The following is a 24161-nucleotide window of genomic DNA, read 5'->3' as shown; positions in this document are numbered from 1 at the left end:
GGTTCGGGGGGGTTGTGTGGCGAAGTCCCTTTTTGGGTCGTCTGATGTCCCGAAAGTGGCTTTCGCGACGTCCCGGGAGGCTGGTGTGGCCTTCACGGTGGCATTGTGGCTGAACCCAAGGTGAGCGAAGGCGTGACTCGCGTGACTGGAGACGGATCTCTCGTGATCAGAAGGCGAACTCCGTGAACGTCTCCCGATCACACCAGACCCAGCGCACGGTCAGGCCGGAGGCGGCAACGGCGAGACCGACACGATGCAGTACCGGTCGTTGCCTTCCCGCCGGACCTCCATCGTCGCGGTGAAGTCCGTCTCGTAGTTCAACGTTCCGCTCATCGTCACCGAGATCAGGTCCGGGCTCACCTGCTTCGGGTCCTTCGCCGTGAGCGAAGCGTTCCTGTCGCCGAATGCCTTCGCCGCGGTCCGGACAGCGTCCTTGGAATCCGCGCAGGCCGACTCGGCGGCCCTGTCGGCCTCGTCGCCGAAGACGGCGAGCATGAACTTTCCCGCCAGCACCGGGCCCCAGTCGAGGCTGAGCGGGGCCTGCGTCGCGCTCGCCGACCTCGAGGGCTTGCTGTCGCTCAGCAGGAAACCGGGTGCCACGAACGCGAGGATCACGAAGACGACCACCACGAACGCGCCGCCGCCGGCGATGAGCCCGATCAGCAGGCCGTTGCCCTTCTTCGGCGGCGGCTGCTGTCCCGGGAACTGCGGACCGCCGTAACCAGGGGGCGGATATCCCTGGTGCGGATACTGCTGCTGGGGATAGCCCTGCTGCGGCTGTCCCTGGCCCCACTGTGGACCCTGCGGTCCCGGTGGATACGACATCGGCGTTCCTTCCCCCGAGCGACCTGTCCGGCGAATCTACCGTCCCCTTCGGACGGTCAAAAATCAGCTCCGGAGCCCTTAGACTCGGCCCATGAAACGACTGGTGGTCGTGGTCTTCGACGGGGCTTCACTCGGGGCGATGTCCTTCGCGTTCGGTGTCTTCGACATGGCCTCGCAGTTCGGGGAACTACCCGACCTCGAGATCAGGGTCGTCGGCGGCGAACCGGGCGCCGCGCTGCGTGGTGGCGGTCTGACCGTTCCGGTCCCCGAGGATCTCGGCGCCGTCCGTGAGGCGGACCTGGTGCTGGTCCCGAACTGGCGGTCGCCGATGGAGGATCCGCCGGAAGCGGCGCTGGAGGCGATCCGTGCCGCGCACGACCGGGGCGCCAGGGTGGCCGGATTGTGCAGTGGTGCCTTCGTGCTGGCCTCCGCCGGGCTGCTCGACGATCGCCCCGCGACGACACATTGGGCGATGGCGCCGCTGCTGGCGGCCCGCTTCCCCGCCGTCCGCCTCGACGAATCGGTGCTCTACATCGACGACGGCGACATCCTGACCTCGGGCGGCGGGGCCGCGGGGATGGATCTCGGCCTGCACCTCATTCGCTCGTGGTGTGGCGCGGAGGTGGCGAACCGGCTGGCGAAGGGCATGGTCGTCCCGCCGCACCGGCCCGGCGGGCAGGCGCAGTACATCGAATCGCCGATGCCGGAACTCGACGAGGGAGACCCGGTCTCGGAGACGATGGCGTGGGCACTCACCCGCCTGGACACCGCGCTCCCGGTCGACGAGCTCGCCAGGCGGGCGCTCATGAGCAGGCGCAACTACGACCGCCGGTTCCGGGAGATCACCGGCGCGGCGCCCGGAACGTGGCTCACCCACCAGCGGGTCATCCGCGCCCAGCAGCTGCTCGAGTCCACCGATCTCCCGGTCGACGAGATCGCCCGGTACTGCGGGTTCTCCTCATCGGCCGCGCTCCGGCCGCATTTCCGGCGGCAGGTCGGGGTCACGCCGGTGTCCTATCGGGAGACGTTCGGGACCCGGCTCGGTGTCCTCGAGCCCATGTTGTCCTGATCGGGCTGTCTCAAAACTGACGCCGGTTGGCGAAAACACCGCTCACGGTGAAGGGCCGCGGCGGGCCACGATCGAAGCATGACCGAAGACAGCCGTTCCTTCCTCAACCGCCGGTCCATGCTCACCCTCGGCGCGGGTGCCGCCGCCGCGCTGGTGGCCTCGGGAGGCATCGCCGAGGCCGGTCAGTCCGGTGGCCCCGGCGACGCCGAACTCGCCCGGTCCCTGCCCGGCGGTTTCCGCAGCGCGTACGCCCAGGTCAACGGGGTGCGGCTGCACTACGTCGCCGGTGGCCGGGGCGAACCGCTGATCCTGCTGCCCGGCTGGCCGGAGACGTGGTGGCAGTACCGCAAGATCATGCCGACGCTGGCGAAGCGGTATCGCGTGATCGCCGTAGACCTGCGGGGCATGGGCGGCTCCGGCAAGCCGCGGGACGGGTACGACAAGAAGACGATGGCCCGCGACATCCTCGAACTCGTCCACGCGCTGGGCTACCGGCAGGCGCACATCGCCGGGCACGACATCGGCGCCATGGTCGCGTTCAGCTTCGCCGCCAACCACCCGGAGGCGACGAAGACCGTCACGCTCATGGACGTCTCGCACCCCGACGAGAGCCTGTACCAGATCCCGATGCTGGCCCCGCCCGGCCAGCCGGTGAACGTCTGGTGGTTCGCCTTCAACCAGGTCGCCACCCTGCCCGAGCAGCTCGTGACCGGCCGGGCGCGCTTCCTCGTCGACTGGATGTTCGACCATCTGGCGGCCGACGCGGCCTCGATCGGAGACCGGGACCGGGCGATCTACGCCGCCGCGTACGACCGCCCGGACGCGATCCGCGCCGGGAACGGCTGGTACCAGGCGTTCGGCAAGGACATCGAGGACCAGAAGGCCTACGGGAAGATCACCGCGCCGATGCTGGGGCTGGGCTCCGATCTGAGCTATGACTACTTCACCGCGGTCCTGCCGTCCAAGGCGGTGGACGTCCGGGTGCGGAAGGTCGCCGGTTCCGGTCACTTCGTCGCCGAAGAGCAGCCTCGGACGGTCATCGACGAGTTGCAGGCCTTCCTCGGGTGAGACTTATACCCCGAACGGGTCAACGACGCCCTCCGAACCGCCTCGTTCACTCGGTCAGGTGAAAGACGCGGCCACGCGTCATTCTCGCGACGGGGTTCCCTCTTCTCTGGTGTGTCGGTACCGGCCGGGCAGCCCCCCGAACGGCCGGTACCGACACGGAAGTAGTCAGCTCAACCGATCCACCAGCGGGCCTTGTAGATCCACGCGCCGTGCAGCGCCAGCTCGGCGCGTGGAAAGGCCAGCCGGACGGAGTCCGTGCACCAGGTGCACAGGTGCCCGTCCTGGATCGAAGCCGTCAGGACCTGCCCGGTCCGGGGATTCGTCGAAACACTCTTCACGTGCGGCCGGTCGATCTCCCTCGCGCCCGCGTACCGCTGGGTGAACCGGCCACTCGTCTTCGAGAACTGGTACACCCCCGCTTCCGTGGTCACCCACAGCAGGTCCGGCCGGTGCGGAACCGGCTGGAGGTCGTGGCCGCCCTTGCTCGGGACCGGAACGGACCGCTGCCCGGTGATCACCGGCGCGGCGGGTGTCCCACCGACACTCAACGCGACGAGCGCGTCGGTGCCCAGTGCCCACAGCACGTTCCGGCCGGCGTCCCACACCACGCCGTGGGCCCCCACCAGCGGGAACTCGGCGTACGTCTTCGAGCGCTGCCCCTGCGAAGCGGTGTAGATCCGCACCCAGCCGCCGGTGCTGGCCGCCACCGCGACGTTGCCGTCCGGCAGGAGTTCGATGCTGTGCGGGTTGGCCGGCCCGCCGACGTCGGCGGCCCAGTAGGCCCGATCGCCCGCCGGGTACGGCACGACGGCCGCGAAACCGCCTGACGCGGACGTGAGCAGGTACTTCTCGCCCCCTCGTTCGGCGAGCTTCGCGTCGCTCGGGTTGCTCCACGATCCCGCCAGATCGGCCAGCCCGTTGGCGGCGTTCGGCGCCCACGACCAGCTCACCTTCCGGTTCTGCCAGGAGGCACGGTCGGCGGGCAGGACCAGGATCCGTTTGGACGCCTGTTCGGTGATGACGATCGAGCCGCGATCGCGGACGCCCGCGTCCGCGATCGCCGGCGCGGACCCCGCCACCGAAAGGCCCGCGATGGCCAGCGCCACCAAGGTTTTCCGCATGATCTTCATACGGAGACTGAATCCGCCCCGGATGACGGGCGCGTGGCGGTGACCGGAAACGTGGGTGTCGACGAGATGACCCCGGATCAGAGCACCGCCCCGGTCCGCCGGAGCATCACCTCGTCGACCTGACGGCGTGCCGTCATCGGCGCCGGGCGGCCGTAGCCGAGGCGCAGCACCGCATGCGGGCGGCCGAGGTCGGCGAAGATCCGGTCCAGCGCGGTCCGGGTCTCCGGGGTTTCGAACGGCCTGCCGACGAACGACGTCGCGAGACCGGCGGCCGTCGCGGTCAGCAGCACCCGCTGCAGCACCATGCCCGCCCGCAGGTCCGCGGCGGGCCCGCCCGCCGCGGTCAGGATCGCGCCGAGCATTGGCTCACCGCCTTCGGGCTCGGCGGCGAGGAAGGACTCCTGCGCCGGGATCCCGTGCGGTGACGGCGGTCGGGTCGGTGCCGGGACGCCGTCCGGCGCGTTCGCCGCCCGCCGCGTCCACAGCGCGACCTCCGCCTGGAAGGCGCCGTTGCGCGCCTGTGCCGCCTCGGCCCGGTGCAGCACGCGTGCGACCGCGTTCGCCCGGTCACCGCGGCCGAACAACTCCAGCAGCCCGCCTTCCACCAGCGCGGCCGCCCGCAACGTCGTCCGCGCCCACGCGGGTACCGGCCGGTCCAGGAACGGACGGCGGTTCGTGTGACGGCGGAAGACGGCTTCGGCCAGTTTTCGCTCCTCCGGCGAGGAAAACCGGTCGCCGTCGATCAGGAGGTCGGCGAGCAGGTCCGGCTCCTCCGGCCTCGGCAGCACCCGCAGGGAGAGCGTCTTCCCGTTGGACCGCAGGGAAACGATCAGGTTGAACACCGCGGCGCCGCACGAAAGCCGGGCCTCGCGGGCGGCCGGGTCGGCGATCCGGAGCACCCTGGCGCGGTCGAGCCACACCTCGATCCGGTCCCGGTCGACGACGAACCGCCAAGGCTGGGTGTTGAGCGGGGACGGCGCGCGCACGGCGGCCGCCACCGCCTGGTCGACGTGGTTCGGCAACGGGATCTTCATCGTGGGCTCCGGGGGAAGAGGGTTGATCCACCTTCGGCCGGGGTATCCGGCGACCGCAGCGGCCGCCGGTCACGAATTCCGAGGACTTTCGCCCCCGATCCCGGCGAGCGAGGACTTAGGACCCTGTGCCACGAGCGGCCGCGATGGGAGTCTCGATGACCGGAACGGAGCCGACGATGACCGACGACAGCGGCAAATGGACCATTGACGTTTCCCTGCAGCACGGGCCGTACCGGGTACGAGCGGAAGCGTTGCTCCGGCTCGAAGACGGCGGCGAGTTCGTCGGCGTCGGACTCGCGCACGGCGGGCTGAGAGAGAGTTCGATCTCCCAGGTCGGTCCCTACCTCGCGGTGGCACGGGCGCTTTCGGACCTCACCGCGGAACTGCTGGAGACCGTCGCCTCGGACGTCGACGCCGAAGTCTCCCGGTCGATCGAAGTCGACGGAATCCTCGCCGCGCAGTCGTCGAACTGACCGCGGTCATCGCAAGGGGGCGGACCACTCGACCCGGGTGCCGCCCTCTTCCCGCGTCTCCGCCCGGAACGTCCCACCCGCCTTTTCCGCGCGGTCACGCAGGTTTCGCAGCCCGCCGAAGCCGCCGGTCGCGTCGCCGATCCCCGCACCGTCGTCGGTGACCACGATCCGCAGGACGTCGTCCTTCACGGCGACGCTCACCGAGACACCGCTCGCCCGGGTGTGCCGCACGACGTTGCCGACCGTTTCCCGCACCACCGCCTCGGCGTGTTCGGCGAACGGGAGAGGGATCGAGTCGAGCGGCCCGGACAGGCTGACCGTCGGATGGATCGTGGTGTCGTCGGTGAGTTCGGCGATCGAGTCGTAGAGGCGGTGCCGCAGCCGCACCCCTTGCTGGCCCGCCTCGCCACCGTGGAGGTCGAAGATGGCCGTGCGGATCTCGTGCACGATCTCGTGCATCTGGTCGATGCTGTCACCGATCCGCCGCTGCAGTTCCGGTGACCGCGCCCGGCGGTGCGTGCTCTGCATGGCGAGGCCGACCGCGAACAGCCGCTGGATCACGTGGTCGTGCAGATCCCTCGCGATCCGGTCCCGGTCGGCGAGCACGTCGATCTCCCTGGCCGTGCGCTGCTGCGCGGCGAGCTGAAGCGCGAGCGCGGCCTGGTCGGCGAACGAGGCCACCACCGGCAGCTGGGCGAGCTCGAACGGGACCGAACCCGGATTCCGCACCGCCATCAGCACCCCGGACGTGCGTTCCCGCGCCCGGAGCGGCACCACGAGCGTCGGACCGAGGCGGCACTCCCCGTTGTCGCCCAGCACCAGTTCCGGCACACTGCGCGGAGTCCGATCGCGGTAGACCGCTCCCGGCAACGACTCCGCGACGCTGATCCGTGTCCCCGTCAGTTCCGCCGCCCGTGCGCCGGAGCAGACGGCGATGGTCAGTTCGTCGGCCTCTTCCTCGCCGGCCCGGCCGACGTCGAGCCTGCCGGGACCGGGCAGGGCCAGCAAGGTGAGGTCGGAGCCGGTCAGTTCCAGTGCCCGGCTCGCGATCAGGTTGAGGGCGTCGACGGGATCGGTGCCACCCAACAGTTCCGTGGTCACCTCGCTGGTGGCGGCCTGCCACTGCTGCCGGATCCGGGCCTGCTCGTAGAGGTGGGCGTTCTCGATCGCGATCCCGGCCGCGGCGGCGAGCGCCTGGACGACCACCTCGTCGTCGTCGGTGAAACTCTCCCCGCGTTTTTCGGTGAGATAGAGATTCCCGAACACCTCGTCGCGGACCCGGATCGGCACGCCGAGGAAGGAGCGCATCGGCGGATGGCACGGCGGGAACCCGACGGACGCCGGATGCCGCGAGATGTCGGCCAGCCGCACCGGTTTCGCCTCGTCGATGACGAAACCCAGCAGTCCGTGACCTTTCGGGAGATGCCCGATCTGTTGTTTCGTCTCGCCGTCGATACCGAGATAGACGAATTCCGCGAGCGAACCGTCGTCCGCGATCACGCCGAGAGCGCCATAAGTGGCCTCACCGAGGTCGATCGCCGCCTGCACGATCCGGCGCAGTGTCGCGTCCAGTTCGAGCCCCGACGCGACGGCGAGCACCGCTTCGAGCAGGCCGTCCATCTTGTCGCGCGTGCCGATGAGCTGTTCGATGCGGTCCTGGAGATCCCGCAGCACCTCACGAACCCGCAGCTGGGAAAGCGCGCCGGAGATCCGGTCGTCTCTTCCGCCGAGCCGGTCCTGAGCCGACATCCTGCTGCGCCTCCGAAGATCGGGACGACTCCCGGCCGTGGTGACTTTCTCCTCTTTCGGCCCCGTACCGCGGACGGGGACCGTCTCATCGAGACAACCGTATTGCCCGTGGAGCGACAGCGGGGGAAACCATGACCTTACAAGTCACCAAGGTCGGGCGTTTGAACTCCGATCAGGTGAATTCCGTGCTCCGGTCGGCGATGCTGGCCCCGTCGACGCACAACACCCAGCCATGGCTCTTCCGGTGCACCCGGACCGGGATCGAACTCCACGCCGATCCGCGCCGTATCCTCCCGGTCACGGATCCGGACGGCCGTGAACTCGTCCTCTCGTGCGGTGCCGCGCTGTTCACCCTCCGGACGGCGATCCACGCACTGGGCTTCCATCCGGCGACGACCCTCCTGCCGAGCCGCACCGATCCCGATCTGCTGGCCGTCGTCCGCCCGCTCGCCGAACGCACGCCCGACCCGAAGGCCGCACGGCTCGCCGACGCGATCCCCCGCCGCCGGACCAACCGGCGGCCGTTCCGGTCCGGCGCCGTCCCGCGGTCCATGCTCACCACACTCCGCCACGCCCCCGAACTCGAACACGCGTGGATGCCGAGCCTCGACGCCGGACAGTGCCGTCTCCTGCGCGACCTCACCGCCCGCGCCCACCGCGATCAGCTCGCCGATCCCGCTTTCCACGCCGAGCTCGGCCGCTGGACCGGACTGGGCGCGAGCACTCGCGACGGGGTGCCCGCCTACGCGACCGAGGGCGCCCCCGCCGACGAAAGCTGGCTCCTCGAGGAATTCGGCGCCGCGCACACCGGCACGCGGCCGGATCCGCTGGTGGTGGTGATCGGATCGCTGACCGACGAACGGCTCGACCGGCTGCAGGCGGGGCAGGCACTGCAACGGGTGCTGCTCACCGCGACCGGCGCGGGGGTCGACGCGTCGTTCATCTCGCCGCCGATCCTGGTCCGCACGGCACGCGCCGAACTCCGGCGTCTTCTCGGCTGCGGGGTGTGGCCGCAAGTGCTGCTGCGGGTCGGCTACGGCTCGCCGCTGCCGTGGACGCCGCGGCGCCCGCTGGAGGACGTCCTGCTCGAAACGCTGGTTTCCGCCTGAACCCGCGTTCCCTGCGCCGGGTCCGATCCGCGCCGTGTCATGAAAGGGGCTTTCAGGACATCAGAGGGACACGGCATGTCAGGAAAGGGGCTTTCAAGACATTTTTCGTCCTGAAAGCCCCTTTCCTGACACACGGGCCAGGGCAGCACAGGCGTCAGGGGCGGCACAGTCCTGAGCCCGCGCCCGGTCAGGGGCGCCGCAGTTCCGTGGCCAGCACGGCCGCCTGGGTGCGCCGCTGCATCCCGAGTTTCGTCAGCAGCCGGGACACGTAGTTCTTGACGGTCTTCTCCGCGAGGAACATCCGCTCGGCGATCTGCCGGTTGGTCAGTCCCTCGCCGATCAGTTCCAGCAGCGTGCGCTCCTGCTCGGAAAGCCCGGCGAGCGGGCCCTTCTTCGCGGCGTCGTCGCGGAACTTCGCCATCAGCGTCGCGGCGGCGCGCGCGTCCAGCAGTGACCGGCCGAGGCCGACCTCCTTGACCGCGGCCACCAGGTCCATGCCCCGGATGTCCTTGATGACGTAGCCGCTGGCGCCCGCCATGATCGCGTCCAGCATCGCTTGCTCGTCGGTGTAGGACGTGAGCATCAGGCACTTCAGTTCGGGCATCTTGGACCGCAGTTCCCGCGCGAGCTCGACACCGTTGCCGTCCGGCAGCCGCACGTCGAGCACCGCGACGTCCGGCCGCAGCGCCGGAATCCTCGCCAGCGCTTGGGAAAAGGTGGCCGCTTGACCGACGACGCACAGGCCCGTGTCCTCCTCGAGCATGTCCGCGACCCCTCGACGGACCACCTCGTGGTCGTCGACCAGAAACACCCGGAGCATTCCGACCTCCACGGTTTCCCCTCCTAGGCTCTGAGCGTACGGCGCACGACCGGTCACTGCGACAGGCCAAAGGGCCCTGTTCGGCACCCGTTCGAGTGCCTGCCGCCGACCGGACCAGGTCCATTTGCATCATTCGAGTCAGGACGTTCTGTTCTTCCCGGACCAGTCGGCCGCTGCGACGATCAGCCCATGTCCGAGACCACGCTTTCGCCGGCCCCTCCGTCCGGCTCTTCCGACCCGGCAGACGAGCTCGTGGCCACGCGCGACCTCGTCCGGTTCTACCGGGCCCGCGCCGAACAGCTCCAGTACGCGTTGGACCACCGGCTGCCCATCGAGCAGGCGAAGGGCATTCTCGCCGAGCGATACCAAATCGACATCGATGCGGCGTTCGAATTGCTGCGCTCGTTCTGCCGCAACAACAATATGAAGATCCACGACGTCGCCAGGACCCTCGTCGAACAGCCGAGCGAAGGCGACAGACGGATATCTTGCTGAGTCATGCCAAGCTCGGAGGGGGGCCCGCGACCACCCCCGGCGCCGCAGACACCGCGGGCACGGACTGGGTCATGAACCGAACGCCGCCCCCCAGACTTCGGGTGCTCGTCGCGGACGACAACCCGGTCATCGGCGATGCCCTGCGCGCCCTCCTGGAGACCGAGCCGGACATCGAGGTGGTCGCCGTCGCGCTGGACGCGGCCGAGGCGGTCACGCTCGCCGAACAGCTGGCTCCGGAGGTCGCCGTCCTGGACGTCCGGATCCCCGGCGGGGGCGGCGCGTGGATGGCGCGGGAGATCCGGCGGCGGGTGCCCCGCACGCGGCTGATGGCGTTCTCCGCGCACAGCGACACCCGGTCCATCGCCCAGATGGCGTCCGCGGGCGTCACCGAGTACCTCGTCAAGGGCAGCCCCAACACCGAGATCGTCGCGGCCATCCGCCGGGTCTGCGCGAACAGCGCCAACGGCACGGAATAGCCACGGTCGTCAGTCCGCCAGCCAGCGTTCCATGCAGGCCAGCAGCTCCGCCGCGTTCACCGGTTTGGTGACGTAGTCGCTCGCCCCGGCGGCGAGACTCTTCTCGCGGTCCCCTTCCATCGCTTTCGCGGTCACCGTGATGATCGGCAGGCCGGCGAACCTCGGCATCTCGCGGATCGCCGCCGTCGTCGCGTGGCCGTCCATCTCCGGCATCATCACGTCCATCAGGATCAGGTCGATGCCGTCGTCGGACAGCAGTTCCTCGATGCCCTTGCGGCCGTTGGGCGCGTGCACGACCGACAGCCCGTGCAGTTCGAGCATCCCCGAGATCGCGAACACGTTGCGGGCGTCGTCGTCGACGAGGAGGACCTTGCGCCCTTGCAGCTGCGGCGACCCGGCGGGCACGTCGGTGACCTGCGCAGTCTCCGCCGGGGTCACGTCGGGTTGCTGCATCAGCGGCAGGATGCCCTCGAGCTCGCTGGCCGAAATGTGCAGCATGATGCGTTCCCGCAGCATGTCCAGCGAGGGCAGCAGTTCGACGGGATGCACCCGCGCGTGCCCTTGCAGCAACCGGTTCTGCGCGGCGCTGAGCTTGCGGGTCGCGTGCGCCAGCACCGGGACCTCGACGGGACGCGGTCCGTCCGCGAGACGTTTGAGAAAGGTCAACGCGCCCGTTCCGGGGATGCTGGTGTCGAGTACGACGCAGCGGTAGTTGTCACGTTTCAGTTCTTCGAACGCTTCCGCCGGATTGGCCACCGCGCGGACCTGGACAGAGCCGTGGTTGTCCGCGACATCGGCCGCGACCCCGCGGGCGAGCAGGGTCAGCAGGCTGTTCTGATCACTCTCCACAACCAGGACCCGTCGCTCCGACCCGGCTTTGTCCACAGTGGACTCATCGGGGCTCGCGGGCACGGTGAACCTGGCCACCGGCAGGTAGAGGGTGAACGTGCTGCCCGTGCCCAGCACGCTGTCCGCCCGGATTTCGCCGCCGAGCAGGTACGCGACCTCACGGCTGATCGACAGGCCGAGCCCGGTGCCGCCGTACTTGCGGCTGGTGGTGCCGTCGGCCTGCTGGAAGGCGCCGAAGATCGATTCGAGATTCTCTTCGGCGATCCCGATCCCGGTGTCGATCACGCTGAACGCCACCAGGGACTCGTGTCCCGCGGCGGAGGGCGAAACGATGGTGTCGACCAGTTTGACCCGCAGCTCGACGCTGCCGTCTTCGGTGAACTTGACCGCGTTCGACAGCAGGTTGCGCAGCACCTGCCGTAGCCGCTGCTCGTCGGTGAACAACAGCTCCGGCACGTTGGGTTCCACCGTGACCTGGAAGTCGAGCCCCTTCTCCGCGGTCAGCGGGCGGAACGTCGTACCGACGTAGTCGAGCAGCTGCCGCAGCGGGAACGGCTCGTGGTGGATGTCCATCTTGCCCGCCTCGACCTTCGAAAGGTCGAGGATGTCGTTGATCAGCTGCAGCAGGTCGGTGCCCGCGGACTGGATCACCTTGGCGAACTCGACCTGTTTGGGCGTCAGGTTCTGGGTCGAGTTCTGCGACAGGACCCCGGCGAGGATCAGCAGGCTGGTCAACGGGGTCCGGAGTTCGTGCGACATGTTGGCCAGGAACTCGGACTTGTACTTCGACGCCAGCGCGAGCTGCTGCGCGCGTTCCTCGATCTCCTGGCGCGCCTGCTCGATTTCGAAGTTCTTGACCTCGATGTCGCGGTTCTGCCGCGCCAGCAGTTCGGCCTTCTCCTCCAGTTCCGCGTTGGACCGCTGGAGTTTCGCTTGCTGCGCTTGGAGTTCCTCCGAACGTGCCTGCAGTTCCTCGGCGAGCCGCTGCGATTCCTCCAGCAGGGAGTCGGTCCGCGCGTTGGCGATGATCGTGTTGACGTTGACGCCGATGGTCTCCATCAACTGTTCGAGGAAGTCCTTGCGGACGGCCGTGAACTCACCGAACGAAGCCAGTTCGATGACGCCGAGCACCTGGTCCTCGAAGACGATCGGCAGCACGATCAGGGTGACCGGCGGGGCGGAACCGAGACTCGACGAGATCTTCACGAAGCCCGGCGGTGTCCGGTCGACCACGATCGGTTTCTTGGTCTGCGCGGCCTGCCCGATCAGCGACTCCCCCATCGCGAAACCCGAGGGACTGTCCGGATCCTCGCTGTGCCCGTAGCTGGTGATCAGCCGCAGTCGCGTGCCGCTCTCGCCGGACTCGGTGAGGAACAACGTCCCGTGCTGCGCGCCGACCAGCGGGGTCAGCTCGTTCATGATGAGCGTGGCCACCACCCGCAGGTCACGATGGCCCTGCATCAGGCCCGAGATCCGCGCCAGATTGGTGTTGAGCCAGTCCTGTTCCTCGTTCGCCCGCGTCGTCTCACGCAGCGATTGGACCATCGCGTTGATGTTGTCCTTCAGTTCCGCGACCTCGCCCTGCGCTTCGACGGAGATCGACCGGGTGAGGTCGCCGGTGGCCACCGCGCTGGTGACCTCGGCGATCGCCCGGACCTGGCGCGTCAGGTTCCCGGCGAGTTCGTTGACGTTCTCCGTGAGCCGTTTCCAGGTGCCCGAGACGCCTTCGACCTCGGCCTGGCCGCCGAGCCGTCCCTCACTGCCGACCTCGCGCGCCACGCGGGTGACCTCCGCGGCGAACGCGGAAAGCTGGTCGACCATCGTGTTGATGGTGGTCTTGAGCTCCAGGATCTCGCCCCGCGCGTCGACGTCGATCTTGCGGGACAGGTCGCCCTGCGCGACCGCGGTGGTCACCTGGGCGATGTTGCGGACCTGCCCGGTGAGGTTGTTCGCCATCGAGTTGACGTTGTCGGTGAGGTCCTTCCAGGTACCGGCGACGTTCGGCACGCGGGCCTGCCCACCGAGGATGCCCTCGGTGCCCACCTCACGCGCCACCCGCGTGACCTCGTCCGCGAACGCCGACAGCGTGTCGACCATCGTGTTGATCGTCTGCGCGAGCGCCGCGACCTCACCCTTGGCCTCGACGGTGATCTTCTGCGACAGATCCCCTCGGGCGACCGCCGTCGCGACCTGGGCGATGGAGCGGACCTGATCGGTCAGGTTGTCGGCCATGACATTGACCGACTCGGTCAGCCCCTTCCACGTCCCCGACACCCCCTTGACGTCCGCCTGACCACCCAACCGCCCCTCGGTACCCACCTCGCGCGCGACCCGCGTGACCTCATCGGCGAACGACGACAGCTGGCCGACCATCGTGTTGATCGTGTCCTTGAGTTCCAGGATTTCGCCCCGCGCGTCGACGCGGATCTTCTGCGACAGGTCACCCTTCGCGACCGCGGTCGTGACCTCGGCGATGGAGCGGACCTGATCGGTCAGGTTGTCCGCCATGACGTTCACCGACTCGGTCAATCCCTTCCACGTCCCCGACACCCCCTTGACGTCCGCCTGACCACCCAGCCGCCCTTCCGTGCCGACCTCACGCGCCACCCGCGTGACCTCATCGGCGAACGACGACAGCTGATCCACCATCGTGTTGATCGTGTTCTTCAACTCCAGGATCTCGCCCCGAGCATCGACCGTGATCTTCTGCGACAAGTCGCCCTTCGCCACCGCCGTGGCCACCTGGGCGATCGACCGCACCTGCGCGGTGAGGTTGCCCGCCATGAAGTTCACCGACGTCGTCAGATCCCGCCACGTCCCCGCCACCCCGGGAACCTGAGCCTGCCCGCCGAGCGCGCCTTCGGTGCCGACCTCGCGCGCCACCCGGGTGACCTCGTCCGCGAACGACGACAGCTGATCCACCATCGTGTTGATCGTGTTCTTCAACTCCAGGATCTCGCCCCGAGCGTCCACGGTGATCTTCTGCGACAGATCGCCTTTCGCGACCGCCGTGGTGACCTCGGCGATGGAGCGGACCTGGTCGGTCAGGTTGCCCGCCATGAAGTTCACCGACGTCGTCAGATCCCGCCACGTCCCCGCGACACCGGGCACTTCGGCCTGGCCCCCCAGGCGTCCCTCGCTGCCGACCTCACGCGCCACCCGGGTGACCTCGTCCGCGAACGACGACAGCTGATCCACCATCGTGTTGATCGTGTTCTTCAACTCCAGCATCTCGCCCTTGACGTCGACGGTGATCTTCTGCGAGAGATCACCCTTCGCCACCGCGGTCGCGACCTCGGCGATGTCACGGACCTGGCCGGTGAGATTGCCCGCCATCGCGTTCACCGAATCGGTGAGGTCCTTCCAGGTCCCCGAAACCGAGGGCACCGCCGCCTGGCCGCCGAGCTTGCCGTCGGTCCCCACCTCGCGGGCGACCCGGGTGACCTCGGAGGTGAACAACGCCAGCTGGTCGACCATCCCGTTGAAGACGACGGCCATCTCGTCCATCAGGACGTCGTCCTCTTGGGGCAGCCGCGTGCTGAAGTCGCCGTCACGAACGGCTTTCAACCCCTCCAGCAACCGTTGCAGGCCTTCGTCGTTGAGCGCCCCGCCCACGCGGACCGCGTCTCTCGATCCACGCTTGTTCCCCGGCTCCGGCATGGAGGTGCCTCCTTCTTTCGGGTTCCCCAGGTCCAGGGGGATACCGTCAGCTCCGCGCGGGCCCGGGAAGGGCCAGCGGAATCCAGCAGGCCACGGACGTACCTTCACCCGGCCTGCTGGAAACCCGGAACCATCCTTGCGCCGCTTCCGCGCGTTCACGCATCGATGCCATACCGATGTGCTCGCCTGACATCGCTTCGTGAGAACTCTCGCCGTCCCGCTTCATCCCGTCACCGTTGTCGGTGACCTTCGCCAGCAGACCGCCGTCCTTCCCCGTCAGTGACACCAGGACCGTGGTGGCGTTCGCGTGTTTCCGCACGTTCACCAGCGCTTCCTGGAGGATCCGGAAGGCGGTGACGACGAGGTCGGGCGGCGGTTTGGCGGTGAAGTCGTGCCGCAGCGTGCAGTCCAGCCCCCAGCCGGCGACGACCTCGTCGAGGTAGTCACGGACGGAGGCGACCAGGTCCTCGTCGTTCAGCGCGGGCGGCCGCAATTGGGCGACCAGGATCCGCAGCCGCCGGATCGCCCCTTGAATCGCGTCGTCGAGTTGCATCAAAGCGGAATCCCGCCGTTGCGCGGCGAGCATCTGCAGCCGCATGCTCACCGCGATCATCGACTGAATGGAATCGTCGTGAACATCCCACGCGATACGACGGCGTTCGGTTTCCTGTGCCCGTACCAAATGCGCGAACGCCTGCCTCCGGTCTGTCCTTTCTTCCTGTGATTTCCGGCGTTCGGTGAGGTCGCGGGTGACTTTGCCGAAACCGACGAGATCGCCATGGCCGTCCCTCAACGCGGTCAGCACGGTGTTGGCCCAGAACCGTTCACCGCCGCGGCGGACGCGCCAGCCCTCGTCCTCATGGCTGCCCACCTCGGCGGCGATCAGCAGCTCTGCGGCGGGTTTCCCGTCGGCGATGTCGTCCTCGGTGTAGAAAACGGAGTAATGACTGCCGAGGATCTCCTCCTCGGAATACCCCTTGATCCGTTCCGCCCCCGGATTCCAGCTGATCACCCGGCCGTCGACGTCCAGCATGTAAATGGCGTAGTCGACGACGCTGTGCACGAACAACTCGAAGAGCACAGCACTGCGATGATCGGGTGCCTGTTCCGATGGCAGCATGGCCATAGTGCAGCTTGGCACTCGGATACGCCCCGCCGCTACGGCCGTTCGAGGAGGCCATTCTTTCGCGCGTGCGCCACGGCTTCGAGTTTCGAATGGGTCCCGGTCTTGACCAGGATGCGTTGCACGTGATTCCGCACGGTATTGCGCGCGAGCCGCAACTCTTCGGCGATCCGGTCGGTTCCCGCCCCTTCGGCGATCAGGCCGAGCACCTGCCGCTCCCGCAGCGTCAGCACCGGGCCGAGCCTGCCGGAGCTGCCGGCCAGCATGGCCAGGGCGCCGCCGAGCAGTTCGGGGTCGATGATCACGTCACCCGCCGCGACGGTGCGGATCGCCGTGACCAGCTCGTCGAGGAGACCTGATTTCAGCAGAAGCCCGGCTCCGCCGACCTCGAGGATCCTGGCGGCGATGGCGCTGTTCGCGTCGCCGGTCAGCACGAGCACCCTGATCAACGGCGAAATCGCGCGGAACCTCGTGATCGCCTCGATCCCGTCGCCGTCCGGCAACCGCCGGTCGAGCAGGACGATGTCGGGCAGGTGCTCCTCCGCCGCGATCATGCCGTGCGCGAGGGAGTCCACCGAGGCCACCAGGTGGATCTCCGGGAATTCCTCGAAGGCCGCGCCGAGTGCTTCGGCCACCATTTTGTGGTCCTCGACGAGCAGCACCCTGATCGGGGCCGCGGCCGGGGGCATGGGCTGCGGGGAGGTCGGGTTAACCATTCACCTTCTCCGTCGATCGTGGTGTCGCCGGGACCATTGTCCGGCAGATTCACGGAAGTCAATCCTGCGCGCGGCCGCATTCACCCTCGTGCCGGTTCGCCGATCAGGGCGACCGGGCATCGCGCACGGCTCAGCAGCGCCTGTGCCGTGCTCCCGAGCCCGCCGCCGGACGATCCGATCACGATCAGCCCCGCGTGCGGGACGGCCCGGATGAGCGCGCGGGCCACGTTGCGGTCACGGACGACCGCGAGCCGGAGGCCGACGCCCGGGTACTTGTCGCGCCAGGCCGCCATCCGGTCCTCCAGCGCGCGTCCCTCCGCCGCTTCGACACTCGCCAGGTCGGCGCCCGCCTCGAGAACGCCGTCGTGCCAGGCGTGGACGACGACCAGATCGGTGTTCCGCGCCGAAGCGCTGTCGAGCGCGAAAGCGAGGGCGCGTTCGCTGTCGCCGGAAGGATCGACTCCGACGACCACTTCGCCCCGGCGGGGAGCGGTCAGCCCGCGGACGACGACCACCGGGCATCCCGCGTGCCCGGCCACCTCCGCGGCGACCGTGCCGATCGGCGACCCGCGCAACGCGCCGAAACCATGTGTTCCCAGCACCAGCAGCGACGCCGACCGTGACGCCGCGACCAGTTCGCCCGTGATCTCGCCGAGTTTCACCTCGTGTTCGGTGGGCACCGCCGGTTCGGCTTCTTTCGCGACACTCGCGGCGGTGAGGTTGTCCGCCACGCCGCAATCCCAGCGACCGCTGTCGATGTGGAGGAGCTTCAGCGCGCTGTCCCGTCTCGCCGCTTCCCCCGCGGCCCAGCGCACCGCCGCCCGTGACGACTGCGAGGAGTCCACGCCGACGACCACGGCGGCACGCCGCTGGATCCCGGCCATCACCGGCCTCCCGTCTCGCCGCCGTCACCGGCGGACGTCCGCCGACAGCCTGCCCTCCGGCGTGACACCGGCACAGAGCATGAAGTCCTTTTCCCAGACGGGGAGACGGGATCCGCCGGACATTGTCCCACCGTCCCCGGCAAGCCCGTCCTTTCGACGCCAACCCGTGACACGCCGTACCCGATCGGCGACTTAGTGGGGTCTTTGTGCCCTCGATGCCACTACCTTCGGCGGTGACCGGAGTGGCCCGCGATGCCGCATCGTCGAAGGTGACAAACCGCCGGATCGGCGTTCGGGAAAGGGTGACCGGGACGTGACAACGAGGATCTGCGAGACCCAACGCCGTCCCGGCGCCCATGCCGGTGCCCTCCGGGCGCTGGTCTCCGCCGAACTCGAGAGGCTGCCGCGGCTCGCGGCGAAACCCGAGAAACCGGCTCCCCTGCTCGACGACGTCCTGGCCGCCTTCCGGCAGCTCGACGCCGCCGCTCCGGCCACGCGGCCGCGGCGCCGGTACCACTTCCCGCGCTGGAATCCTCGGGACCGGCGTGTCCAGCGGTTGCGCGGCTGGCTCAGCGGCGCAACCGGCTGAGACCCGGGTGGGGCGCCCGTCAGACCGGGTGCCACCGGCCGATGTCGGCCTCCATCGGCACGATCCGGGTCAGCGACGAGCGGATCCTCAGTTCCGTCGCCCGGTCGCGGCCGCGGGTCCCACGGGGCACGTAGGGGTAGAAGGCCCCACGCTCCCGGCGGTAGACCATCGTCAGCCTCGGATGACGCATGTCCCGCAGCTCGGCGAAGTCGACCGTGGTGTGCAGCAACCAGGACACGAAACCGGCCTGTGCGAGCCTGTCGTTGACGTCGACGAGGTCGTCGAGGAGCCAGCCGAGATCGCCGTTGTCCCGCCAGCAGCGCACGATCGTCCGCCCGTGCGCGTCGTGGGTGACCACGTTGCGGCGGACGGAGTCACCGGCGAGACCGGCGATGATCTCCGCCTCCGTGCCGTCCCCCGGACGCTCGCCTGCGACGAAGCAGACCGTGCCCGATCCCGTCGGTGCGAGCCCATAACCGGTCCGCAGCGTCAAGGCCGCCGACCTCAAGTCCAGCAACGGAAGCAGGCTCGGCCGTACCGAGCGGCTCCTCCCCAGAAGGCTTCCCAGTAGTGCCATGACTTCACGCATCCTCTCATCTGCGTGAAGCCTTTCCGATCGCGCTCTCGCGCCCTAGGGCCGCACGGTCGCGCGTTCACCAGGACAAGTCCCCTGTTCAGGTGACCAACGGCCCTACCGGCACCTGCCGCCCGATTTTCGGCGGTCGTCACCGGTTTCGCGGCCGAAGAAGTTTTTCGCTGTCGACCGTGCCGTTCACGACCCCGTGCGCGACCTCCGACAGCTTCCGGTTCGAGCTGCGGGCGAAGGAACGCAACCGCTGAAACGCCGTGCTGACACCGATCCCGGCACGCTCGGCGAGCACACCCTTCGCCTGTTCGATGATGACCCGGCTGTCGAGCGCCCTCTGCAACTGCCCCGAAAGCGTCCGATAGTGACGCACTTCCCGTTGTTGGCGAAGGCAGAGGGTCGCGACATCGGCCAGCGCCTGTCCCAACCGGCGGTCTTCAGCGCTCAAGACCTCGGTTTCGGCACTGAGGAGGGTGACCGCACCGACGGTTTCCTCCATCATGCGCATCGGAAGCGCGGAAACCGCGGCGTAGCCCAATCCCACCATCCTCGCGACATAGGTGGGCCAGCGCGAAACCTCGGCGGACAAATCCTTCACGGCGACGTCGCTGCCGGTTTCGAACGACTCGAGCGCGGGGCCTTCCTCCGCCACCGCGGGATATCGCTCCAGTTTCAGCCCGGGGAGGAAGACTTCCATCGAATCGATCGGCAGCAGCCGCACACATTCGCCGGCCAACGTGTCCACGACCCGATCCGGTCCGAGATCTTCCGCCACACTCGCCGTCAGGCTCGCGAATGCCGCGCAGACCGCGGACTCCCTGTCCACCCCTGCGACGATGCCCTCGCGCCAGATATTCACTGTAGCGATTCTGGCCCCGCACCACGGCACCCGGCAACGACCAGATGGACGATCCTGCACGAGGTCGTCACGGGCCAAGGCGATCGGATGATCTCAACGAGATAACAATCGTTGCGGTTCTTATTTCCGTCGCAGGGAAAACGGCGGGACGGTGTTCGCCCGCAGCGCTTCTTCGTCCATAGTGGACTCCCCGATTCCCGCCTTGCCGATCTTCTCCGCGACGAAAGCGCCGGGATCGCCGAGGACGTCGGCCCTGCCGCTCAAGAACGCCCACTCGTGCTCGTCCGAACCGTAGTAGAGAACGGTCCCGAACGACTCGGTGAACCGGCGCCACGACGTGATCAGCGTCTGGTTGCGCCACAGCGTCGGACAGCCCCCTTGGCAGCCGACCACCCCGCCCTCGGTGAGCAAGACCGCACACCGGTTCAGGAAATCGGTGCCGTACAAGCGGTTGTGCTGCGCCGCCGGATCGTCGTTCTCGTCCGGCAGGTCGATCACGACCACGTCGTAGATGTCCCCGCGTTCCCGCGCTTCGGCGAGGAACTCCCAGCCGTCACGGTAGTGGACGCGGATCTTCCCTTCCCCGCGTTCGGCACGGGCCAGCTCCTCGAGCGTGTAGCCGTAGGGAAGGTGCTCGGCGCAGACCCGGACCGCTTCGGCGTCGATGTCGACGTGGTCGACCACCTCGGCCCCCGCGGCGACCGCGAGCTGGGAGGCGACTCCTTCGCTGGAACCGATGATCAGCACCCGCTCGACGCGATCCGCGAGCAGCAACGACGGGATTATCAGCGCTTCGTGGTACACGAGCTGACTCAGCTCGGTGCTCTGCCGTTCGTCGTCGCAGAACAGGGAGATCCCCTGCGCGGTCCGTCCGATGAGGACGTCCTGGAACGCGGTGCGGCCCTCGAACAGGACCTCTTCGACGTCCCAGTTCCGGGTGAGCCCCGCGCCCATCGGCTCGACGATCACTCGTTGCGCCATCAGCCTTCTCCTCGTTCCACAGTGGACATCCGGACGGTACCGGCGCCCAGCATCTTCGCCAGCAGTGCCACGGCCCGCTCCGGATCCGCCCGGTCCCCGCAGGTGAACACGTCCACGAACACCGAACCTATCTCCGGATAGGTGTGCACGGACGCGTGCGACTCGGCCAGCAGCGCGAGCACGGTGACCCCTTGCGGGGCGAAAGCATGCGACACGACCTCGCAGACCGTCGCCCCCGCCTCGGTGACCGCGTCGGCCAGGGTCTTCTTCAGGAGCTCGGCGTCGTCGAGCAGCGACGGCTCGATCCCCTCGAACTCCGCGAGGACATGGCGGCCGGCGAACCGGCCGACGAGTGGTTCTTCACCCGGCATCGGCGAACCTCCCCACACAATAGGTGCGCAACGGCTCGATTCCGTTGAAGGCGACGGACGAATAGCTGGCGGTGTAGGCCCCGGTGCCCGGGATGTCCAGCCGGTCGCCCGCCTTCAACGACTTCGGCAGCGCGCACGGCGTCCGCTGGTAAAGCACGTCGTCACCATCGCAGGTCGGCCCGGCGAGGACCACCGGCCCTTCCGGACCCTTGACGCCGACGGCCTCCAGCCGATACGCGACGGCTTCGTTCTCGCACTCCGCCATTCCGTTGTACCTGCCGACGTCGAGGTACACCCAGCGGCGTTCGTCGGCGGCGGCGCGCGTGGTCACCAGGACCACTTCGGTCCTGATGAGCCCCGCGTCGGCGACGATCACGCGGCCGGGCTCGAGCATCAGTTCCGGCCCCGGCAGGTGTTCCCGGAGGGCGGCGTGGATCACCGCCGCGTAATCGGGCAAGGACGGTACGGATTCCCGGTGCTCGGTGGCGAACCCGCCGCCGATGTTGAGCCGCTCCAGGCCGACACCGGCGTCGGCGGCGACCTTGGCCGCTGTCGCGATCCCGATCTCCCAGGCCGCCGGATCCGGTTGCTGCGAGCCGACGTGGAACGCGATTCCCGGCCGCAGGCCCGCTTCCACCGCCCGGCGGAGCAGCGTGGCGGCCACCGCGGGCTCACAGCCGAACTTGTGCCCGAACGGCGTGACCGAGTCCGGTCCGCCGGTCAGCAGCCGGACCGAGACCAGCGAGCCGGGCGCGTGCTCGGCCAGGTTCTCCAGATCACCGGCGGAATCCGTGGTGAACTCACGGACTCCGCGCTGATACGCGAACGCGATGTCCGCCGGTTTCTTGATCGTGTTGCCGTAGGCCAGTTCCGCCGCTCGCGCCCCACGGGACAGACACAGCGCGATTTCCGCCGTCCCCGCCACGTCGAACCCCGCCCCCGTCGACAGCACCGCGTCGAGCACCTCGGGAGCGGGATTGGCCTTGACCGCGTACCGGATCAGCGCGCCCGGGAACGCTCCGGAGATCGCGGCCGCACGCTCCGCGACCAGGTCGGTGTCCACGACCAGGCAGGGTGTCGGCGGCTCACGATCCGCCAGGAAGGCGCGGACGCGGTTCAGGCTTTCGGTCACACGCCCCAGGGTGTCAAAGGCCGATCACCGGGGCGGAACCCGGGGTCACGCCCGGGCGTCGTCCGTGGCCTGCGAGGGCAGTTCCACCCCGTGTTCGGCGGCCAGTCGCTCCAGGTTGGCCAGATCGGCGCCGACGGCCGAGGCACGGTCCTCGTCCGAGTCCCGCCTGGCGATCCGGACGTCTTCCCTGGCCTGTCGTACCCGGTCCCGCAGATTCACCGCGAACTCGCTCATCGTGCACCCCCGATCTCCCGCACCTTGTCTGCTTTCACCCTAGGACACTGGCGAATCGGTCACCGACGTGATCTGTGTCATCACGGGTTCGTTCGTGTCGGAGTGAAGCAGTATGACGGCAAGGCCCCGGTTTCGCAGATCAACGACGCGCGACTTTTTCAACGGGCTCCGGAACGGCGGCCCGGCGGCCGAGCACCGCGAGCGGGGCGAGGGCGCACAGGCCGCCCACGACGGCCACCAGAACGTATCCACCCAGGCCGAACAGCTGCCCGGCGAGAAGGCTCGCCACCGCGGAGGTCCCCCAGACGAAGGCGTCGACCGTGCCCTGCGCCCTCGCCCGCTGAGCGGGCGGGAGGTCACGGCTGAGCATGCCGCTGCCCCCGACGAACACCAGGTTCCAGCCGTAGCCCAGCAGGAACATCGCGACCGGGATTCCCACGTGATGCGAATCGGGGGCGCCGATCGCGGTGACCGCCGCGACGGCGAGCGTGCCGATCCCGCCGAAGATGGCCGCGCGGCCACCCCAGCGGTCGGTGATCCAGCCGGACAGCGGCGCCAGCGCGAACATCCCGATCAGATGCGCGCTCAGCACCCAGCCGACGACGTCGAGTCCCTGGCCGTGCTGGTGCAACTGGACCGGGGTCATCGTCATCACCGCCACCATGGCCACCTGGGCGCCGACCATCGCCACGAGCGGCCCGAGGATCACCGGGTTCCGCACGGACATCCGTTCCCGCCGCGGCGCTCCCTCCACCGGGGCGGCGAGACCGCGGGGCAGGGTTGCCACGGCGGCCACCGCGATGGCCACGACAACCGCACCCGCCACGATCGGACCGGACAGGGCCGGCAGTTCGGCGGCCTCCGCCCGCGCCGCGGCGGGCGCGATCAGCGCGGGCCCGGCGACCGCGCCGACGGTCCCCGCCCAGACCATTGTGGACAGTGCGAAACCCTTGCGGTGCTCGGGAGACAGGTCGGCGGCCGTGTACCGCGAGAACTGCGCACCGCTGTTGCCGAAGCCGATCAAGGGCATCCCCGCCACCAGCGCGAGCACGGACCCGCCGAGCACCCCCGCGAACGAGATCAGCGCACCCGCGACGGCGGCGCCGTACATCAGCACCAGGACGAGCCGCCTGCCGTAGCGGGCGGCCAGTGCGCCCGACGACAACGAACCCGCCGCGGAACCGAGGACCAGCACGGCGTTCGGCAGCCCGCTCCACGCGGCGCCGGCGTGCTCCACCACGATCAACGCCGCCGTGGTCGACAGGCCGACGACCGCGGTACTGAGACAGGCGACGCCCACGAAGAGCGCGATCATCGGTTTCATGATTCAAACCTAGGGATTCCGGAGGCCCCGGCGAATAGGCTGACGAAGGCTTCGCGGGGGTGCGAGGCACATCATGAAAGGAATCCGGGCGCGATGACCTTACGATCGGAAAGGGCGCTGGACGACCTCGACTGGCGGCTCGTCGAGACCCTCCAGAGCGACGGGCGGCTCTCGTTCAAGGAACTGGGCCGTCGCGTCAACCTCTCCGCGCCCGCGGTCGCCGAACGGGTCCGGCGGCTGGAGGAGGCCGGTGTCATCACCGGGTACCGCGCCCAGGTCGACGCGCGGCGCGCCGGGTACGACCTGCAGGCGTTCGTCGAGATGCGCTGCTCGCTCGGCAGTTGCCTGCTGCGCACCAGCAAGTCGGAGGACTACCCCGAGGTGGTCGAACTGCACCGGCTCAGCGGTGACCGCTGCACCATGCTGAAGGTGCGTGCGGTGTCGCTCGAACATCTCGAAGGGCTCTTCGAACGGCTGGGCAAACACGGCGAGATCAGATCGTCGGTGGTGCTGTCGACGCAGTACGAGGGCAGGCCGGTCGGTCCGCCGGTCGAGGACTTCCTCAAGGCGACCAGGAGCGAGGGCTGGAGCGTCTGACCACCGGT

Annotated in this window: 24 protein-coding genes; 8 read left to right on the top strand and 16 right to left on the bottom strand. The window is 68.8% G+C overall.

Translation table 11 applies throughout. The annotated features are described in order from the left end of the window. Positions 1–219 precede the first annotated feature (219 nt). A complete protein-coding gene (locus tag ACZ5IK_RS38970) occupies positions 220–825 on the bottom strand; it encodes a hypothetical protein (RefSeq protein WP_465492259.1) in 606 nt (201 codons plus the stop codon). A 91-nt stretch (positions 826–916) separates the two neighbouring features. Between ACZ5IK_RS38970 and ACZ5IK_RS38965 the strand changes: the two genes are divergently transcribed. Together ACZ5IK_RS38965 and ACZ5IK_RS38960 are read left to right on the top strand one after the other, a co-directional pair. Beyond that, the gene (locus ACZ5IK_RS38965; RefSeq protein WP_465492258.1) at positions 917–1894 is read left to right on the top strand and encodes a GlxA family transcriptional regulator; all 978 of its coding nucleotides are present in this window, start codon (positions 917–919) and stop codon (positions 1892–1894) included. 78 nt (positions 1895–1972) lie between these two features. After that, the gene (locus ACZ5IK_RS38960) at positions 1973–2962 is read left to right on the top strand and encodes an alpha/beta fold hydrolase (RefSeq protein WP_465492257.1); all 990 of its coding nucleotides are present in this window, start codon (positions 1973–1975) and stop codon (positions 2960–2962) included. 170 nt (positions 2963–3132) lie between these two features. On the opposite strand, the gene ACZ5IK_RS38955 is transcribed toward ACZ5IK_RS38960, so the two are convergent. Further along, positions 3133–4092, bottom strand: a complete 960-nt coding sequence (locus ACZ5IK_RS38955) for a DUF6528 family protein (RefSeq protein ID WP_465492256.1) — start codon at positions 4090–4092, stop codon at positions 3133–3135. A gap of 77 nt (positions 4093–4169) precedes the next feature. Next, positions 4170–5126 (bottom strand): Acg family FMN-binding oxidoreductase, encoded by a 957-nt coding sequence (locus ACZ5IK_RS38950; protein ID WP_465492255.1) that lies wholly within the window; start codon positions 5124–5126, stop codon positions 4170–4172. 155 nt (positions 5127–5281) lie between these two features. Here ACZ5IK_RS38950 and ACZ5IK_RS38945 point away from each other — a divergent pair, with 155 nt between their 5' ends. Next, positions 5282–5599, top strand: coding sequence for a dsRBD fold-containing protein (locus ACZ5IK_RS38945; RefSeq protein ID WP_465492254.1), 318 nt, complete (start codon positions 5282–5284; stop codon positions 5597–5599). 6 nt (positions 5600–5605) lie between these two features. On the opposite strand, the gene ACZ5IK_RS38940 is transcribed toward ACZ5IK_RS38945, so the two are convergent. Further along, entirely contained in the window at positions 5606–7348 is a 1743-nt protein-coding gene (locus ACZ5IK_RS38940) for a sensor histidine kinase (RefSeq protein WP_465492253.1), read from the bottom strand. Between the two features lie 131 nt (positions 7349–7479). Between ACZ5IK_RS38940 and ACZ5IK_RS38935 the strand changes: the two genes are divergently transcribed. Next, positions 7480–8457: an Acg family FMN-binding oxidoreductase gene (locus ACZ5IK_RS38935; RefSeq protein ID WP_465492252.1), complete on the top strand. Its 978-nt coding sequence runs from the start codon at positions 7480–7482 to the stop codon at positions 8455–8457. Between the two features lie 187 nt (positions 8458–8644). On the opposite strand, the gene ACZ5IK_RS38930 is transcribed toward ACZ5IK_RS38935, so the two are convergent. Continuing rightward, positions 8645–9277 (bottom strand): response regulator, encoded by a 633-nt coding sequence (locus ACZ5IK_RS38930; protein ID WP_168214306.1) that lies wholly within the window; start codon positions 9275–9277, stop codon positions 8645–8647. 189 nt (positions 9278–9466) lie between these two features. Here ACZ5IK_RS38930 and ACZ5IK_RS38925 point away from each other — a divergent pair, with 189 nt between their 5' ends. Continuing rightward, on the top strand, positions 9467–9772 hold the full coding sequence (locus tag ACZ5IK_RS38925; RefSeq protein ID WP_465492251.1) for an ANTAR domain-containing protein: 306 nt from the start codon (positions 9467–9469) through the stop codon (positions 9770–9772). Between the two features lie 71 nt (positions 9773–9843). Then, on the top strand, positions 9844–10248 hold the full coding sequence (locus ACZ5IK_RS38920; RefSeq protein WP_465492250.1) for a response regulator: 405 nt from the start codon (positions 9844–9846) through the stop codon (positions 10246–10248). A 9-nt stretch (positions 10249–10257) separates the two neighbouring features. On the opposite strand, the gene ACZ5IK_RS38915 is transcribed toward ACZ5IK_RS38920, so the two are convergent. The 4 genes from ACZ5IK_RS38915 to ACZ5IK_RS38900 form a co-directional block, all read right to left on the bottom strand. Then, a complete protein-coding gene (locus ACZ5IK_RS38915) occupies positions 10258–14757 on the bottom strand; it encodes a HAMP domain-containing protein (RefSeq protein ID WP_465492249.1) in 4500 nt (1499 codons plus the stop codon). A 46-nt stretch (positions 14758–14803) separates the two neighbouring features. Next, a complete protein-coding gene (locus ACZ5IK_RS38910; protein WP_465492248.1) occupies positions 14804–15883 on the bottom strand; it encodes a PAS domain-containing sensor histidine kinase in 1080 nt (359 codons plus the stop codon). Positions 15884–15915: 32 nt separating this feature from the next. Beyond that, positions 15916–16596, bottom strand: coding sequence for a response regulator (locus tag ACZ5IK_RS38905; protein WP_465492247.1), 681 nt, complete (start codon positions 16594–16596; stop codon positions 15916–15918). A gap of 80 nt (positions 16597–16676) precedes the next feature. Next, positions 16677–17480 (bottom strand): universal stress protein, encoded by an 804-nt coding sequence (locus tag ACZ5IK_RS38900; protein WP_465492246.1) that lies wholly within the window; start codon positions 17478–17480, stop codon positions 16677–16679. Positions 17481–17793: 313 nt separating this feature from the next. On the opposite strand from ACZ5IK_RS38900, the gene ACZ5IK_RS38895 reads away from it, so the two are divergent. After that, a complete protein-coding gene (locus ACZ5IK_RS38895; protein ID WP_465492245.1) occupies positions 17794–18069 on the top strand; it encodes a hypothetical protein in 276 nt (91 codons plus the stop codon). 19 nt (positions 18070–18088) lie between these two features. On the opposite strand, the gene pspAB is transcribed toward ACZ5IK_RS38895, so the two are convergent. The 7 genes from pspAB to ACZ5IK_RS38860 form a co-directional block, all read right to left on the bottom strand. After that, complete coding sequence (gene pspAB, locus ACZ5IK_RS38890) at positions 18089–18646, bottom strand: PspA-associated protein PspAB (RefSeq protein ID WP_101607419.1); 558 nt, start codon at positions 18644–18646, stop codon at positions 18089–18091. A gap of 148 nt (positions 18647–18794) precedes the next feature. Next, positions 18795–19592: a GAF and ANTAR domain-containing protein gene (locus ACZ5IK_RS38885; RefSeq protein ID WP_465492244.1), complete on the bottom strand. Its 798-nt coding sequence runs from the start codon at positions 19590–19592 to the stop codon at positions 18795–18797. Positions 19593–19634: 42 nt separating this feature from the next. Continuing rightward, positions 19635–20495 carry a spermidine synthase gene (locus tag ACZ5IK_RS38880; protein ID WP_465492243.1) on the bottom strand — a complete coding sequence of 287 codons (861 nt, stop codon included), beginning with the start codon at positions 20493–20495 and terminating at the stop codon, positions 19635–19637. Continuing rightward, the gene (speD, locus tag ACZ5IK_RS38875; protein ID WP_465492242.1) at positions 20495–20866 is read right to left on the bottom strand and encodes an adenosylmethionine decarboxylase; all 372 of its coding nucleotides are present in this window, start codon (positions 20864–20866) and stop codon (positions 20495–20497) included. Before speD ends, ACZ5IK_RS38880 begins: the two co-directional genes overlap by 1 nt. After that, entirely contained in the window at positions 20856–21998 is a 1143-nt protein-coding gene (locus tag ACZ5IK_RS38870) for a type III PLP-dependent enzyme (protein WP_465492241.1), read from the bottom strand. The genes speD and ACZ5IK_RS38870 overlap by 11 nt, the downstream gene beginning before the upstream one ends. Before the next feature lie 45 nt (positions 21999–22043). Continuing rightward, positions 22044–22232 carry a hypothetical protein gene (locus tag ACZ5IK_RS38865; protein ID WP_101607415.1) on the bottom strand — a complete coding sequence of 63 codons (189 nt, stop codon included), beginning with the start codon at positions 22230–22232 and terminating at the stop codon, positions 22044–22046. Between the two features lie 139 nt (positions 22233–22371). Continuing rightward, complete coding sequence (locus ACZ5IK_RS38860; RefSeq protein ID WP_465492240.1) at positions 22372–23556, bottom strand: MFS transporter; 1185 nt, start codon at positions 23554–23556, stop codon at positions 22372–22374. Positions 23557–23649: 93 nt separating this feature from the next. Between ACZ5IK_RS38860 and ACZ5IK_RS38855 the strand changes: the two genes are divergently transcribed. Then, positions 23650–24153 (top strand): Lrp/AsnC family transcriptional regulator, encoded by a 504-nt coding sequence (locus ACZ5IK_RS38855; protein WP_184891655.1) that lies wholly within the window; start codon positions 23650–23652, stop codon positions 24151–24153. The last annotated feature ends 8 nt before the right edge of the window (positions 24154–24161 follow it).

Source organism: Amycolatopsis sp. NPDC031561, assembly GCF_055580625.1.
The sequence above is the reverse complement of the archived record's forward strand: the minus strand, read 5'-3'. Positions and strand labels throughout refer to the sequence as shown.

Bases quoted from the DNA above. Each gene is read 5' to 3' on its own strand.
- ACZ5IK_RS38970 (WP_465492259.1), bottom strand. From the start codon at position 825: ATGTCGTATCCACCGGGACCGCAGGGTCCACAGTGGGGCCAGGGACAG.
- ACZ5IK_RS38965 (WP_465492258.1), top strand. From the start codon at position 917: ATGAAACGACTGGTGGTCGTGGTCTTCGACGGGGCTTCACTCGGGGCG.
- ACZ5IK_RS38960 (WP_465492257.1), top strand. From the start codon at position 1,973: ATGACCGAAGACAGCCGTTCCTTCCTCAACCGCCGGTCCATGCTCACC.
- ACZ5IK_RS38955 (WP_465492256.1), bottom strand. From the start codon at position 4,092: ATGAAGATCATGCGGAAAACCTTGGTGGCGCTGGCCATCGCGGGCCTT.
- ACZ5IK_RS38950 (WP_465492255.1), bottom strand. From the start codon at position 5,126: ATGAAGATCCCGTTGCCGAACCACGTCGACCAGGCGGTGGCGGCCGCC.
- ACZ5IK_RS38945 (WP_465492254.1), top strand. From the start codon at position 5,282: ATGACCGGAACGGAGCCGACGATGACCGACGACAGCGGCAAATGGACC.
- ACZ5IK_RS38940 (WP_465492253.1), bottom strand. From the start codon at position 7,348: ATGTCGGCTCAGGACCGGCTCGGCGGAAGAGACGACCGGATCTCCGGC.
- ACZ5IK_RS38935 (WP_465492252.1), top strand. From the start codon at position 7,480: ATGACCTTACAAGTCACCAAGGTCGGGCGTTTGAACTCCGATCAGGTG.
- ACZ5IK_RS38930 (WP_168214306.1), bottom strand. From the start codon at position 9,277: ATGCTCCGGGTGTTTCTGGTCGACGACCACGAGGTGGTCCGTCGAGGG.
- ACZ5IK_RS38925 (WP_465492251.1), top strand. From the start codon at position 9,467: ATGTCCGAGACCACGCTTTCGCCGGCCCCTCCGTCCGGCTCTTCCGAC.
- ACZ5IK_RS38920 (WP_465492250.1), top strand. From the start codon at position 9,844: ATGAACCGAACGCCGCCCCCCAGACTTCGGGTGCTCGTCGCGGACGAC.
- ACZ5IK_RS38915 (WP_465492249.1), bottom strand. From the start codon at position 14,757: ATGCCGGAGCCGGGGAACAAGCGTGGATCGAGAGACGCGGTCCGCGTG.
- ACZ5IK_RS38910 (WP_465492248.1), bottom strand. From the start codon at position 15,883: ATGGCCATGCTGCCATCGGAACAGGCACCCGATCATCGCAGTGCTGTG.
- ACZ5IK_RS38905 (WP_465492247.1), bottom strand. From the start codon at position 16,596: ATGGTTAACCCGACCTCCCCGCAGCCCATGCCCCCGGCCGCGGCCCCG.
- ACZ5IK_RS38900 (WP_465492246.1), bottom strand. From the start codon at position 17,480: ATGGCCGGGATCCAGCGGCGTGCCGCCGTGGTCGTCGGCGTGGACTCC.
- pspAB (WP_101607419.1), bottom strand. From the start codon at position 18,646: ATGGCACTACTGGGAAGCCTTCTGGGGAGGAGCCGCTCGGTACGGCCG.
- ACZ5IK_RS38880 (WP_465492243.1), bottom strand. From the start codon at position 20,495: ATGGCGCAACGAGTGATCGTCGAGCCGATGGGCGCGGGGCTCACCCGG.
- speD (WP_465492242.1), bottom strand. From the start codon at position 20,866: ATGCCGGGTGAAGAACCACTCGTCGGCCGGTTCGCCGGCCGCCATGTC.
- ACZ5IK_RS38865 (WP_101607415.1), bottom strand. From the start codon at position 22,232: ATGAGCGAGTTCGCGGTGAATCTGCGGGACCGGGTACGACAGGCCAGG.
- ACZ5IK_RS38860 (WP_465492240.1), bottom strand. From the start codon at position 23,556: ATGAAACCGATGATCGCGCTCTTCGTGGGCGTCGCCTGTCTCAGTACC.
- ACZ5IK_RS38855 (WP_184891655.1), top strand. From the start codon at position 23,650: ATGACCTTACGATCGGAAAGGGCGCTGGACGACCTCGACTGGCGGCTC.